The sequence below is a fragment of the Niabella ginsenosidivorans genome (genome assembly GCF_001654455.1).
GTDB classification, from domain to species: Bacteria; Bacteroidota; Bacteroidia; order Chitinophagales; family Chitinophagaceae; genus Niabella; species Niabella ginsenosidivorans.
Window position 1 is genome coordinate 1,062,002 of sequence record NZ_CP015772.1, and the last position, 13,699, is coordinate 1,075,700.

Genomic DNA, 13,699 nt, shown 5'->3' on the forward strand with positions numbered 1-13,699 from the left:
CATGTTATCTAATTACAAACAAACCCTGAAAGAGCTGAAATCCATGATCCTGGCCAGCCGTTACCGTGCCGCTGCGCTGGCCAATAAGGAACTCCTGCTGTTGTATTTTTCGGTGGGCAAGCTGATTGCTGATAAGGCAAAGGCAGAAGCCTGGGGCGCCCGTGTATTGGAGCAGGTGTCAAAGGACCTGCAAAAAGAGCTGCCCGGACTCAGAGGCTTTTCTGCTACCAGCTTAAAGAAAATGCGGATTTTTTATACGGAATGGCAGATCGTTTTTGAATTTGGTCCGTTGCCAGCGGACCAAATTCAAAATGGCAAAAAACGCGTGAAAACCAATAGTGGATTGAAGAAAGATAAAGTAAATCCAATTGGTCCGTTACTGACGGGCCAATTTAGAACTGCTTTTTTTGCTATAGGTTTTACGCATCATTATGAAATATTGGCAAAGGCGAAAACAATGGAGGAGCGTGTATTCTATATTGTAAAAGCAGCAACGGAGTTTTTATCAATAGAGAATTTAAACAATTGTATTCAAAGCAATACATTTAAAAAGCAAGGTAAGTTCCTGAATAACTTTTCCCAAACGATCGTCAGTGAAAATTTACGTGAAAAAGCATTGCTGGCGTTTAAAGATGAATACCCCTTTGATTTTATGAATGTTGCAGAAGCGGATGAGCAGGAATTTGAAAATGAAGTTGTACGTAATATCAGGAAATTTATTTTATCAATCGGCAGTGATTTTGCATTTATCGGTAACCAATACCGCCTGGTGGTAGATGAGGAAGGATGTTTTGTTGATCTGCTTTTCTTTAACCGGAAACTTCAAAGTCATGTAGCATTTGAATTGAAAAGAGAGAAGTTCAAGCCGGAGTATCTTGGTAAAATGAACTTTTATTTGTCGGCGTTGGATGATATGGTAAAACAGCCACATGAGAACCCATCGGTCGGGATCATCCTATGCAAAAGTAAAACAGATAAAGTGGTTGGATTTTCGTTTCGTGATTTTAATAAAGCTATGGGTGTGGCCACTTATAAGAGGAGCTGGGGACTTCCGGCAAAATACAAAGGATCCTGCCGGCTGCCTGGGCATTAAAAAAATTACTGGATTAAAAAATATCCATCAGGTTTGTAAGGTTTAATAAGTGGCCCGGAGACATGAGGAAAATAGAAAGAATGGGGTTTAAAAAAATATATATCAGTTTGTTGGGATTGTTGTTGCTCCTCTCATTAGCGGCACAACCCTTGTCCGGCGCATCCGCCTTGCTGTACGAAGTGTCCACGCGTTGTACCATTATATTATCGCCTCGGTGCGATCTTAAAATACATGAGCAGCCATTAAGTGTTACTGATCTTCGTTGTGAGCAGTTGACCAACCCTGTGGGTATTGATGCCGTGCAGCCGCGGCTGAGCTGGCAATTAAAAAGCGATCAGCGTAACGTAGTACAAACGGCCTATAAGATATGGGTGGCTTCTTCAAAAGAGCTGCTGGATGCAGGTCAGCCCGATATCTGGAATAGCGGTAGAGTGGCTTCGGACCAGTCCGTTCTTGTGTCCTATAAAGGCAAACCGCTTCGGTCCGATATGCGGTGTTTCTGGAAAGTACAGGTCTTTTCCAATAAAAAGGACAGCGCATGGAGTAATGTAAATGAATGGAGCATGGGTTTGCTGAACGCTGGCGACTGGAAAGCAAAATGGATCGGGTATGACAAGGCATCTCCCTGGGACAGTGTTACACAATGGTCGCGGCTTTCTGCAAGGTATTTCCGGAAAACATTCAGTACAGAAAATAAGGTGCAGCATGCGGTGCTGCACATCGTGGGATTGGGTTTGTACGAACTGTACCTGAACGGGAAAAAGGTAGGCGACCAGGTGCTGGCCCCGGCACCAACGGATTACCGGAAATCAGTAATGTACAATAGCTTTGATGTGTCGGCTTATTTAAACAGCGGAAGGAATGCCATTGGCGTTGTATTGGGCAATGGCCGCTTTTTTACCATGCGGCAAAATTACAAACCGAAAAAGATCAACACTTTTGGTTTTCCAAAATTGCTGTTGCAACTGGAGATCACTTATGCAAACGGGAGCCGGGAATGGATTGTTTCAGATAATTCCTGGAAGTTCACGGCAGATGGCCCCATCCGTACCAACAATGAGTATGATGGGGAGGAATACGATGCCACCAAAGAATTCCCGGGCTGGGCAACGGCTTTGTTTGATGATTCAAAATGGAGAGAACCGGAACTTGTAAAAGCTCCGGATGGGGAAATAAAGGCACAGATGACACTAAGTATGAAAGTAATGGATTCCATCCGCCCTAAAAACATCAGCCGGCTAAACGACAGCGTTTATATCCTTGATCTTGGCCAGAACTTTGCCGGCTGGCTGCGCATGAAGGTAAAAGGGCCACGGGGGCAAAGGATACAACTGCGTTTTGCGGAAAGCCTGAAACCGGATGGCACACTCTACACCGCTAACCTGCGGGATGCGCGGGTTACAGATGTTTATACGTTAAAGGGAGGCGGTGAAGAACAATGGCAGCCTTCTTTTGTGTATCATGGGTTCCGGTATGTAGAAATTACCGGTTACCCGGGTATCCCTTCTGTGGATGATTTTACAGGGTTGCTGATTTCTGATCAGATGGCAATAACCGGTAAGCTGGAAACCTCCAACGCCACGCTGAACCAGGTATTAAAAAATGCCTGGTGGGGCATTGCATCCAACTACAAGGGCATGCCGGTGGATTGTCCCCAGCGCAATGAACGGCAGCCCTGGCTGGGCGACCGCACACAGGGGGCGCTGGGTGAGAGCTTTCTTTTTAATAATGCCACCTTGTATGCCAAATGGCTGGATGATATACAGGACGCGCAAACACAGGAGGGCGCGATCCCCGATGTGGCCCCGGCCTTCTGGAACTATTACAGCGACAATGTGACCTGGCCCGCGGCCTATATACTGGTAGCGGATATGCTTTACCAACAATACGGAGACCGGCAATCGGTTGTGAAGCATTATCCATCCATGAAAAAATGGATGGAGTATATGCAGCGCCGGTACATGAAAGAAGACCTGGTTACAAAAGATAAATATGGCGATTGGTGCGTGCCGCCGGAAAGCCTGGAGCTGATCCGTTCCAAAGATCCGTTGCGCAATACGAACGGAGTGTTGTTGGCCACGGCCTATTACTATCATTTGTTGAATGTGATGAAACGTTTTGCAATGCTTGCCGGTAAGCCTGAAGATATAAGTGTTTATGACCGGTTGGCAAACCGCGTAAAGACCGCTTTTAATAAGGCGTTCCTTAAAAATGAGGATCATTATGATAATAATACCGTAACGGCTAACCTGTTGCCTTTGTATTTTGGGTTGGTACCGGAAGACCGGATGGCAGTAGTTAAAGAGCAATTGATGCAAAAGCTAAAGCAGGACAATATGCACATCAGTACAGGCGTTATCGGTACACAGTGGCTGCTGCGCGGACTTACAAAATATGGGTATCCGGATGCAGCATTTGCATTGGCTACGAATACTACTTATCCCAGCTGGGGATATATGGTGCAGCAGGGCGCTACCACCATCTGGGAGCTGTGGAACGGCAATACAGCCAGTCCGCAGATGAACTCGCAGAACCATGTTATGTTGCTGGGAGACCTGATCACCTGGAGCTTTGAAGACCTGGCCGGTATCCAATCGGCCCCGGAGTCCGTTGCATTGAAGAAGATAAGGATGCAACCGGTTTTTATAAAAGGATTAAATAATGTGGAGGCTTCTTATCAGTCGCCTTACGGGATCATTAAAAGCTCGTGGAAGCGTACCGGCAATGAGCTGGAGTGGAGTATAGAAATACCGCCGAATACGACAGCGGCAGTCACTATTCCTTCAGGCAGGATAACAGAATCAGGTAAACCATTAAAGGGAGCAGTGGATGTAAAGAACAATACAACCCGTCTGGAGCTGGGAAGTGGCCGGTATTTTTTAAAAGCAATTTTAGCGCATTAAAAATAAAGTAATGAAGCAGGTATTATGGATTTGTTTATTATTGCTGTTTAGCGAGGCAGGTGCGCAGGATACCGCTGCAACGGATGGGTTGCAGCAAAAAGCGCAGCAATGGGTGGATGGTTTGAAACTGGACGACAAAGCAAAGGCAGCGAAGGTACAACAGGCAATAATGCTGCACCTTACGGCAGTAAGGGACTGGCACAATGCCCATCCGTTCTCAGAAGTACCGGCAGGTATCAATCCTGCTACCGGAAATAAATTGTCCGACCTGGACCGGCAGCTGATCGCCTGCTCATCAAAGCCTGCAACAGTCCATACAGCACTTATGCAGGTGTTGAATGCAGAATTGAACGCAAAGCAGGTAGCTTTTATTCTGGATCAATATACGATCGGAAAGGTGGCATTTACCTTAAAGGGATATGAGGCGATTGTTCCCGATCTTACGGAAAAAGAGCGTAGCGAGATCCGAAAAAATTTGGAACAGGCACGGGAACAGGCGATCGATTATAAAAGTATGAGAGAAATATCGGCCATATTTGAGATCTGTAAAACAAAATGCGAGCAATACCTCAATAACAACGGACGGAACTGGCGGCAGTTGTTTAAAAACTATGTAGATAAAGTAAAAGCGGAAAAAGAAAAGAAAAAAGGATGAGTTCTGCTGGAATGAAACAATCTTGTCATTATACTACATATAAGGCTGCGCAGGCCGGCTTATTAAATCCGATCATTCGGATGGCAGGTGGCGCTGTCAGGCTGATTGTCACAGGGGCCTGCCGAACTGTTGATGAAGCCCCGAGTGATGGCTATTAATGTCCTTCGTCAGGCACAGGGCGACATTGATTTTCATTTATTGAAACCCCTTGTCATGAACAGGCACAAATAACAGGAAAATTAAGTTCTTTAAAATGACAGGTTCCTTGCAAGCGTCACCCTGGGTGGAGCGCAGCGAAACCGAGGGGTCTATAACTCTGTAGAGATTTACCTTCGGTGAAATTGTTCTCCACTACGCTTCGCTACGAAATGACGGTCTTGTATATTATTGGTTTCAAAACAATAATATACTTGTCTTTAACAATCCTGTTGGCACAGAAGCCGGGCTAAAAAATAAATAAAAAATACGGATGATGAAAAGAAGAATCAACCTGATAGCTGTTGTTTTGCTGTTGATCAGCACTAAAGCTGCAGCACAAACCTCCCGCTGGAAGCAGGGTATCCTTGCTGATGAATTTATTTATGACACCGCCTCTTTTCCCCAGGCGCATGCGGCTACCATTGCCGAAACGCCTGATGGACTGATTGCTGCCTGGTTTGGCGGTACGAAAGAGGGAAATAAAGATGTGTGTATCTGGACAAGCCGCCTGGTTCATGATCATTGGACAGCGCCGGAACTGGCGGCTGACGGTGTACTGAATGATTCTACCCGTTATGCCTGCTATAACCCGGTGCTGTACTATGCGCCAACGGGTGAGCTGTTGCTGTTCTACAAGATCGGCCCTAATGTTGGGGGGTGGACGGGCTGGCTGAAACGTTCCAGCAACAATGGGAAGACCTGGAGCAAAAGGGAAGCGCTGCCGGAGGGCTTCCTGGGGCCGGTCAAAAATAAACCAGAGCTCATCAACGGGGTCCTGATCTGTCCTTCCAGTACAGAAAAGAACGGATGGAAAGTGCATTTTGAATATACAAAGGATTGGGGCCATACCTGGACCAAATCGGCCCCCATCAATGACGGTATAAAGTTTTCAGCCATACAGCCTTCCATTTTAAAATATAAGAATGGTACTCTGCAGGTGCTGGGCCGTACACGAAATACGGTCATCTATCAGAGCTGGAGCAAAGACAATGGCAAAACATGGTCCGAAATGACAGCGCTGGACCTGCCCAATAACAATTCCGGTACAGATGCAGTTACACTGAAAGACGGGCGCCAGCTGCTGGTGTACAATCATGTATTGCCGGACTCCTCCTGGAAGAAAGGAAAAGGCCCGCGCACGCCTTTGAACGTAGCAATTTCAAAAGATGGGAAAAAGTGGTATGCGGCACTGGTACTGGAAGACTCGCCCATCAGCCAGTATTCCTATCCTTCCGTTATTCAGGGAAAAGATGGCATGGTACATATTGTATATACCTGGCGCCGGCAGAAAATAAAATATGTAAAGATTGATCCGTCCAAACTAAAACTGACTCCCATAAAAAATAAGAAATGGCCGGGACTGGTTGCACCTAAAGGAACCGTAACAAACGATTAGCCGGAACAATGACATGCACAGTTATCCAAGCCAATGAGCTACCGGTACATATCTTTTACTAACGGGAGACTGCGGCAGCCAGGCAGCATGTGCTTCAATGAGCCCTTTCAGTAAGCCCAGCTATAACTTTTCATAGGAGTCGTCCGCGTGCGTGGGCAGTCATCAGCCAGCCGGCGGATGGCGAAGCCTTTTTATGCGCATATTTATTATTGTTTTTGGCGCTTATGAGCCCCCTTCGGTCGGCTGGCAACCTTTTTTGGCATCAAAAGGTTGAAAGGAAATTTGATGAGTTGTAGTTCTGTCATTATCTCAATGACTTTGTAATTCTATTAAGACCAATTAAATTTTAAAAAGTATGGTCGTCCTGAATCCAACCGGATGACCCGGTTGGATAGGCTTACTGCTTACCCGCAGTGGGGGGAAGGTTTTTTTCAAATGAACCATGGCTCGACAAGCTGTTAATGACAAGTTTTTTATTGTATTGAAATCCAACAACATACAAGATCGTCGTCTCGACCGAGTTCGGAGAACGAGCGGAGAGATCTCTGTAACAGATGAGATCCCTCTGCGCACCCGCTGAAAGCAGGTTTGGTCGGGGTGACGATTAAAAAACTTGTCATCCGAATGAACTTAAATGAAACGCTTTTATGGTTGCCTCACCAGGACATTGTTTATTAAACAGACTTTAATCTAAAAGATGGGTGTGCTAAAAAAATGCGTAAAAATTTGTGTAGCTGAATAACTACATATATATTTGTAGGCAAATAGCTACATAATGAACTTGAGACGAGATGTTTTCCAGGCCATAGCAGATCCTACAAGAAGGGCTATACTGCTGCTGATAGCAGCACAATCTATGACCGCAGGCGCTATTGCCGCTAATTTTGATACAGCCCGCCCCACTGTTTCCAAACACCTGCAAATACTTACGGAATGCGGATTGCTGCGGCAGGAGCAGAATGGCCGGGAGATGTATTACCACTTTAATCCAAAAAAAATGAAAGAAGTAGCCGATTTTATTGAACCCTTCCGTAAAATGTGGGATGACCGGTTTAACAAACTGGAAAGTATTATGAAAAACTATAAATCAAAAAAATAAAACAATATGGAACAAAAAACAAAGATCCTTGCTGAAGACGGCAAACAGGAAATAAAGATCACGCGCGAATTTGAGCTGCCCCTTATTTTATTGTTTAAGGCATTTTCAGAACCTGAGATCGTGGAACAGTGGATGGGCACCAAAGTGCTGAAGATGGAAAACAGGCAGCACGGCGGTTACCAGTTTGAAACAACGGATGCCAAAGGCAATGTGGTATTCCGGGCCAATGGTTCCATCCATGAGTTTGTACCGGATCAGAAAATTACCCGCACTTTTGAAATGGAGAATGCTCCCTTTGGCGTACAACTGGAATTCCTGGAATTTGAACCGCTGTCCATTGATACCAGCAGGCTCACCATGCAGGTAATCTACCGGTCTGCTGCGCTCAGGGACGAAAACCTGAAACTGCCCTTTGCTTATGGCATCAATATGGCGCATAACCGGCTGGAGGAGGTAGTAAGTCGGCTAAAATAGTTTACAGCTTTGTTTCCCTCAATTCTCCGGTTGTTCACCGTCCGGGTTAGAGGGCAGCTGCTCTGATTCAAAAAAATAAATCAAGATCATGAAAAAACGAGATAAGATCCTTTACTGGATTGCCACAGCCTGGCTGGCATTGGGCATGTTATCCACCGGTATTGTACAATTGATCAGACAAAAAGAGGAAACCGTAATGATGGAACATCTGGGCTATCCCGTTTACCTGCTCACGCTGCTCGGTATCTGGAAAATACTGGGTGTAATTGCCATACTGATTCCCAAATACCCGTTGCTGAAGGAATGGGCCTATGCCGGCTTTTTCTTTGCCATGTCCGGTGCCATCTTTTCACACCTGGCCAGCGAAGATGGCGGTAAAGGGCTTTTTGGACCATCGCTATTATTGGTTCTTACAGTAGCGTCATGGTATTTCCGGCCCGCAGACAGAAAAATGATTTTAGCGCATCAATGACCTTTTATAACTTTATTGCAGTACACGAGTAAATAAAACATATGAACCCAAAAGCTGACTTTTACTTTAATAAAGGCAAATGGCAGGAAGAGCTGAGGCAGTTAAGAAAGATCGTTCTGGACTGCGGGCTTACCGAGGAACTGAAATGGGGCTGCCCCTGTTATACCTTTGATGACAGGAACATTGTTTTGATACATGTGTTTAAAGAGTATTGCGCGTTGCTGTTTTTTAAAGGGGCTTTATTACAGGATGCAGAGAGAATACTGATCCGGCAAACCCAAAATGTGCAGTCGGGCCGCCAGGTGCGGTTTACCAATGTACAGGAAATAACAAAGTTACGATCCACCCTCAGGGTCTATATTTATGAAGCCATTGAAGTGGAAAAAGCCGGTTTGAAAGTGCCCTTAAAAAAGACCGCTGATTACATGGTTCCGGAAGAATTTCAGCAGCAGTTAGATAAACATCCCGGATTAAAAAAAGCGTTTGAAGCTTTGACACCGGGGCGGCAAAGGGGATACCTGTTTTATTTTGCACAGCCCAAACAATCTGCAACACGGGCATCGCGCGTGGAAAAATGCCTGCCGAAGATACTGGGAGGAAAAGGCCTGAACGATTGATCAATATGTCAACATACAAAACAGCAACAACATGAAAACCAGTAAAAAGCAATTGCCCGATTCACAGCGTACAACACTGTTGGGCATATTGAAAGACCGTTTTGAAAAAAACAGAGGCCGTCATAAAGGAATGGAATGGGCAACAATACAGGCAAGACTGGAGGCGAAGCCGGAAAAGCTATGGTCGCTCGATGAAATGGAAAGTACCGGTGGTGAGCCGGATGTAGTAGGTTTTGATCAGAAAACCGGCGAATATCTTTTTTGTGATTGCGCAGCAGAAAGCCCCAAAGGCCGCAGAAGTCTTTGCTATGACGGCGCTGCGCTGGCATCAAGGAAAGAGCACAAACCGGCAGACAGCGCCATTGATAAAGCTGCTGCCATGGGCATTGCACTGTTAACGGAAGAGCAATACCGGGCACTGCAACAGCTGGGTGCATTTGATCTGAAAACGTCCAGCTGGATACAGACACCTGCCGCTATCCGGAAGCTGGGCGGAGCGCTCTTTTGTGACCGGCGTTATGATCATGTATTTACTTATCACAATGGCGCTGAATCTTACTATGCCGCCAGGGGATTCCGGGGCATGCTGTGCGTATGAACTTATAGAAATGATAAACAGGCTGCTCTTAGCTGCCTGCCGGATTTTCAGGAATCACTAAAAGAAAAGATCTGTGCGGTAAATGCTCCCGCAGATTCTGAACAACGCAGACAACCATCCATCTGCGCTTCCGCCAATGACGGAAGTCTGCGTTCCGAAGGTTCGGAACAGCGGGACATAACATGCAAGTGAAATTTATTACAGGCCAACAAAAAGCGTTCCGTCTTCAGGAAACTTTTAGGTCTGATTAAAATGTCACTTTTCTATAGGAAAAGCTGAATACTTTGCAAATACATGCGTTCCGGCTGATTGCTGTCTTGCGCTCATATTTTTGCTATATTTGAATGATGTCCGGGTGTTAGGTTGCAACGGTAAAAATCGTTATCCTGTGGCCCCCGGGAAACAGGCTAACAATACTCAAGCCACACATAAATGTTATTTAATAAAATATATTTCCTGTTGTTGCTGCTGACCCTGGAATGCCTGGGTGGAAATTCTTTAAGAGCCCAGGATGGTACAACAGGCTACAAAGAACAGGAGCTGGATTTTACAGCTAACGGCAACAGGCTCTCCGGAAAGCTGATTACTCCCCATGTTTATAAAGGTAAATTACCGGTAATTGTTTTTGTACATGGATCCGGTCCGGAAGATTACAGCTCCTCGGGCAACTACCGGTATCTATGGCAGGTGTTTACTAAAATGGGTTTTGCCTGTTATTCCTGGAACCGGCCGGGAGTAAGCCCGTCTGAAGGACAATGGTACCAGGCATCTATCGCAGACAGAGCCGGAGAAGTGGTCAGTGCCATGAACAGGCTCAAAGAACTGGACTTGGTAGATTCTTCAAAAATAGGCCTTTGGGGCATTAGCCAGGCAGGATGGGTGATTCCTGAAGTAGCCGGCAGAATAGCGCCTGCTTTTGTAATCACAGTGTCTTCACCGGTAACAACGGCCTTTAGTCAGGAGTGCTACAGGGTAAGATCTCAAATGAAGGCAGCAGGATTTTCCAGGCGGGAGCTGCGCAAGGCTATTGCTTATAACAAGGAATTAAGAGCAATGATAAAGGAAGGGAAGCCCTATCAGGCGTTTTTGGAGCTGCAAAAAAGAACAGAGTCTGAAAAATGGAAAGACTATGTTATTACAGGGGATGAAAGGGTATATGATTATTTAAAAGTTGTTTTAACGAAAGACAGCGCCCCTGATCTAAGCAGTTTGCGTTGCCCGGTATTAGCTATTTGGGGTGCGAACGATTTGCTGGTACCTCCCCAAAAAAGCGCTGAGACCTATAAAAAGGAGCTGAAGCGAATAGGTAACCTGAATGTTCAGATAAGGATCATTCCTGATGCAGACCATACACTTACCTATAACCGTACCGGTACTGACGCTGAAACCAACAGAAGGAGAGAGCAGTATAAAGACAAACCCTGGGAAATTTTTGCGCCGGGTTATATTTCTTTAATGACGGATTGGTTAAAAAAGCTGGATCTGAAATGAAGAAGCACAAACACGGCAATAAAGAAACGGGCGTTGTAGTTCCCTTTTCTTATTTGTTCAAACCGGACTATTTAGCGGAACAACCGGCGCTGATGAAAAATTGTAAACCGGTATTGCCAACAGGCACCAGGCGGATAGAACCATTATAATGCAACTAAAAATGATTGACCAGGAAAAGTGTATAAATATTAGTAAGTTTTTAAGCCTGGTTTTACGGCATAAGCCGGAAACGATAGATATTCAGTTAGATGAAAACGGTTGGGCAGATATTGATACCCTGATTGAACGGTCAAACAATTATGGAGTAGCGTTTAATAAAGAGATGCTTCAATACATCGTTGCAACCAACTCAAAGAAACGTTTTGCATTTAACGATACTATTGATAAGATCAGGGCAAGCCAGGGGCACTCTGTAAATGTTGAATTAGGCTACGCAAGCCAAAAGCCACCGGAAATATTGTATCATGGCACAAGCGAAAGATCGGTTCCGTCTATCCTGAACAGCGGGCTTGAAAAACGTAACAGACAACATGTTCATTTGAGCTGTGCTGTTGAAACAGCGGTCAGTGTCGGGCAGCGGCATGGGAAGCCCTTTATATTTAAAGTGCTTGCGGGCCAGATGTATAATGACGGGTTCTTATTTTATCTTTCTGATAATGGTGTTTGGCTTACGGATAAAGTCCCGGCTGCATACCTTGAGGAAGAATAATCAATAAAACCTGCAAAGCTCAATATAGCAACCAGCATTTTTGATAACCTGAAGGCTGATCTTTTATTTTAAAAAGCTGCCTGCCGTTTTATTGGGTGTTCTCGGGACAGATAATGCCTGTCTAAGGCAGGAAATGCGCACATTGCATTAAAAGCGCATTGGCGGCTGTTTTATCCGGGTTATAGAGGAAGGAAAGGAATCTCAACCGGAAGCGGCTGCAACTTATGCGCCCTTTACATTTACAGCAACCCAACCTTTAGGGCCTTTCTGAACTTCAAAAGTAACTTTTAAATTCTCTTTCAATTCAACTAATGCTGCATTTACGTGTACAAAAATGCTCTCTTTGGTAACGGCGTCCTTAATAAACCCATATCCCTTATTACTATCAAAAAAGGTAATGATCCCCGTCCTGGCAGGATCTTCATTTCTGAGATCCCTGCTGTTAGCCACAACAGGCGGTATATCATTATTAAGCGGTTTGGATTTTTTTTCGGGTGGTGTGGCAGATAGGTTGCCATATTCATCTACATAGGCCAGCATATCATTCAGGCTTTTGCCTTTGTCGGTATTTTCCCTGCGTTCCTGTTTTCTTTCTTCCTTTTTCTTTTTAGCGTTTCTTTTTTTTAATTCTCTTTCCCTTTTGTTCCAGGTTTCTCCCATCAGATTCTTTTATAGGTGAATAATAAATTGGTAAGGTTTGGCTGGCACCCAATGCCCAATTATTTGGTTGCTGCACTTAAACGTGTGAACCCTGAACCGTTAAACAGGCGCGAAAGGTTAATGTCCTTTGTTTGCTTCCATTGCTCCAGATTTTTTGAGTTCACCACGCGCCAGAAATTTTTTGCCTTCAGTTCATCATAATCGCGCATATTTATAAAAATGCCGGTTACAGTTGATCGATCCTTGAAATGAATATTTACAGCTCCAGCTTTTTTCGTGTTGGTAACTAAAAATTTTTCTATTGATTCTGCATCCATATGAATTTCTTTTAAAGTCTTACTAACTAAACCGGCATTCTTCTTACCAGCGATTGGAATAACTTGGCTTTTCTTCTTTGGGGCGCGCTTCCATTACTTTGATGGAGCGGCCATCCTGCATAGAGCCGTTCAGGTCTTTGATGGCTTTCATAGCTGCATCGTCAGACATTTCAACAAATCCAAAGCCTCTGCTTTGTTTGGTGAATTTGTCTGTAATAACACGCGCGCTGTCAACAGCTCCGTATGTTGAAAATAAATCGGTAAGGTCTTCAGTGGTAAAGCTGTACCCAAGATTGGACACGAAAATGTTCATTTTTAATAAATTTAATAAATTGATAAATGATTCGAGAAAGGCAAATATATAAAGCGGAAAAGCTGAAAAAGCAAGTGCTTACAATAGAGCGGTAACTCAAACTAACCCGGCAAAGATAAGCTTAATTCTTCAAATGTCCGTTTTTTTCTTTTTGAGCCATATAACCTGTTGGTATCAACTTATTTATTGCATATTGTAATAAATAAAGTATCTTCATTAAAAGCAGAAGGCGTATTGAATGAATGTTGTCTTTCCCATGTTCCGTGTCTTTCTTCTTTTGTTTATGCTTTTAACCAAAATCAATTATAAATAACAGTTAGGTTTTAATACCAAGCCTGATGACAGGATTGAAGGAGTCCGGGCATTTCTTCAATCCTTTTAATGATTTGATAACTTTTTAATTGAATAGTATGAATTTTCAAAAACAGGATCTTGTACATACGCACTATAGCTGGGCCAGCGGCGGGCATATCTTTAAAGGACAGCCCAGCCGGAGAAGCTTTGACAGGAACAACGGAGACCAGGTATTGTTTCTGATTAACCTTTATGCCTCTCTGACGGATCGGTTCACGTTGCATGATGGAAAGATCATTGAACAAAAGATCCATTCGGATGTGCCGGAAGAAGCCAGGAGCGAAATATCAGTTTTTAACTGGCTGAGATGGAATGTGTTTATAGCTGAATAGATCGTTAAAGCGGGCGGC

The 13,699-nt window shown here is 44.5% G+C and carries 16 protein-coding genes; 13 read left to right on the forward strand and 3 right to left on the reverse strand.

Annotation, left to right across the window (positions count from 1 at the left end; all coding sequences use genetic code 11):
* Window position 1 precedes the first annotated feature (1 nt).
* From A8C56_RS04390 to A8C56_RS04440, 12 genes are all read left to right on the forward strand, one after another.
* Window positions 2-1,093, forward strand: a complete 1,092-nt coding sequence (locus A8C56_RS04390) for a PDDEXK nuclease domain-containing protein (protein ID WP_084490009.1) — start codon at window positions 2-4, stop codon at window positions 1,091-1,093.
* Between the two features lie 62 nt (window positions 1,094-1,155).
* A complete protein-coding gene (locus A8C56_RS04395; protein ID WP_245645751.1) occupies window positions 1,156-3,996 on the forward strand; it encodes an alpha-L-rhamnosidase in 2,841 nt (946 codons plus the stop codon).
* A gap of 10 nt (window positions 3,997-4,006) precedes the next feature.
* Window positions 4,007-4,651, forward strand: a complete 645-nt coding sequence (locus A8C56_RS04400) for a DUF3826 domain-containing protein (protein ID WP_067752540.1) — start codon at window positions 4,007-4,009, stop codon at window positions 4,649-4,651.
* A gap of 469 nt (window positions 4,652-5,120) precedes the next feature.
* Entirely contained in the window at window positions 5,121-6,245 is a 1,125-nt protein-coding gene (locus A8C56_RS04405; protein WP_067752541.1) for a sialidase family protein, read from the forward strand.
* 775 nt (window positions 6,246-7,020) lie between these two features.
* Window positions 7,021-7,344 (forward strand): ArsR/SmtB family transcription factor, encoded by a 324-nt coding sequence (locus A8C56_RS04410; protein ID WP_067752542.1) that lies wholly within the window; start codon window positions 7,021-7,023, stop codon window positions 7,342-7,344.
* A 6-nt stretch (window positions 7,345-7,350) separates the two neighbouring features.
* Window positions 7,351-7,818, forward strand: a complete 468-nt coding sequence (locus A8C56_RS04415; RefSeq protein ID WP_067752552.1) for an SRPBCC family protein — start codon at window positions 7,351-7,353, stop codon at window positions 7,816-7,818.
* An 88-nt stretch (window positions 7,819-7,906) separates the two neighbouring features.
* Window positions 7,907-8,290: a DoxX family protein gene (locus A8C56_RS04420; protein WP_067752555.1), complete on the forward strand. Its 384-nt coding sequence runs from the start codon at window positions 7,907-7,909 to the stop codon at window positions 8,288-8,290.
* Window positions 8,291-8,331: 41 nt separating this feature from the next.
* Window positions 8,332-8,907: a YdeI/OmpD-associated family protein gene (locus A8C56_RS04425; RefSeq protein ID WP_067752558.1), complete on the forward strand. Its 576-nt coding sequence runs from the start codon at window positions 8,332-8,334 to the stop codon at window positions 8,905-8,907.
* Between the two features lie 31 nt (window positions 8,908-8,938).
* Complete coding sequence (locus tag A8C56_RS04430) at window positions 8,939-9,505, forward strand: DUF4256 domain-containing protein (RefSeq protein ID WP_067752563.1); 567 nt, start codon at window positions 8,939-8,941, stop codon at window positions 9,503-9,505.
* Window positions 9,506-9,937: 432 nt separating this feature from the next.
* Entirely contained in the window at window positions 9,938-10,996 is a 1,059-nt protein-coding gene (locus tag A8C56_RS04435; protein WP_067752565.1) for an alpha/beta hydrolase family protein, read from the forward strand.
* Window positions 10,993-11,145, forward strand: a complete 153-nt coding sequence (locus A8C56_RS24330; protein ID WP_157097871.1) for a hypothetical protein — start codon at window positions 10,993-10,995, stop codon at window positions 11,143-11,145. The genes A8C56_RS04435 and A8C56_RS24330 overlap by 4 nt, the downstream gene beginning before the upstream one ends.
* Window positions 11,145-11,705, forward strand: a complete 561-nt coding sequence (locus A8C56_RS04440) for an RNA 2'-phosphotransferase (RefSeq protein WP_245645753.1) — start codon at window positions 11,145-11,147, stop codon at window positions 11,703-11,705. The genes A8C56_RS24330 and A8C56_RS04440 overlap by 1 nt, the downstream gene beginning before the upstream one ends.
* A 222-nt stretch (window positions 11,706-11,927) precedes the next feature.
* Here the strand turns inward: A8C56_RS04440 and A8C56_RS04445 are convergent, their stop codons facing one another.
* From A8C56_RS04445 to A8C56_RS04455, 3 genes are read right to left on the reverse strand one after another with little or no spacing between them, the layout of a single operon-like run.
* On the reverse strand, window positions 11,928-12,365 hold the full coding sequence (locus tag A8C56_RS04445) for a cold-shock protein (protein ID WP_067752567.1): 438 nt from the start codon (window positions 12,363-12,365) through the stop codon (window positions 11,928-11,930).
* A gap of 59 nt (window positions 12,366-12,424) precedes the next feature.
* Window positions 12,425-12,682: a short-chain dehydrogenase gene (locus A8C56_RS04450; protein WP_084490011.1), complete on the reverse strand. Its 258-nt coding sequence runs from the start codon at window positions 12,680-12,682 to the stop codon at window positions 12,425-12,427.
* A 43-nt stretch (window positions 12,683-12,725) separates the two neighbouring features.
* Entirely contained in the window at window positions 12,726-12,995 is a 270-nt protein-coding gene (locus tag A8C56_RS04455; RefSeq protein ID WP_067752570.1) for an RNA recognition motif domain-containing protein, read from the reverse strand.
* A gap of 410 nt (window positions 12,996-13,405) precedes the next feature.
* On the opposite strand from A8C56_RS04455, the gene A8C56_RS04460 reads away from it, so the two are divergent.
* On the forward strand, window positions 13,406-13,681 hold the full coding sequence (locus tag A8C56_RS04460) for a hypothetical protein (protein ID WP_067752571.1): 276 nt from the start codon (window positions 13,406-13,408) through the stop codon (window positions 13,679-13,681).
* The last annotated feature ends 18 nt before the right edge of the window (window positions 13,682-13,699 follow it).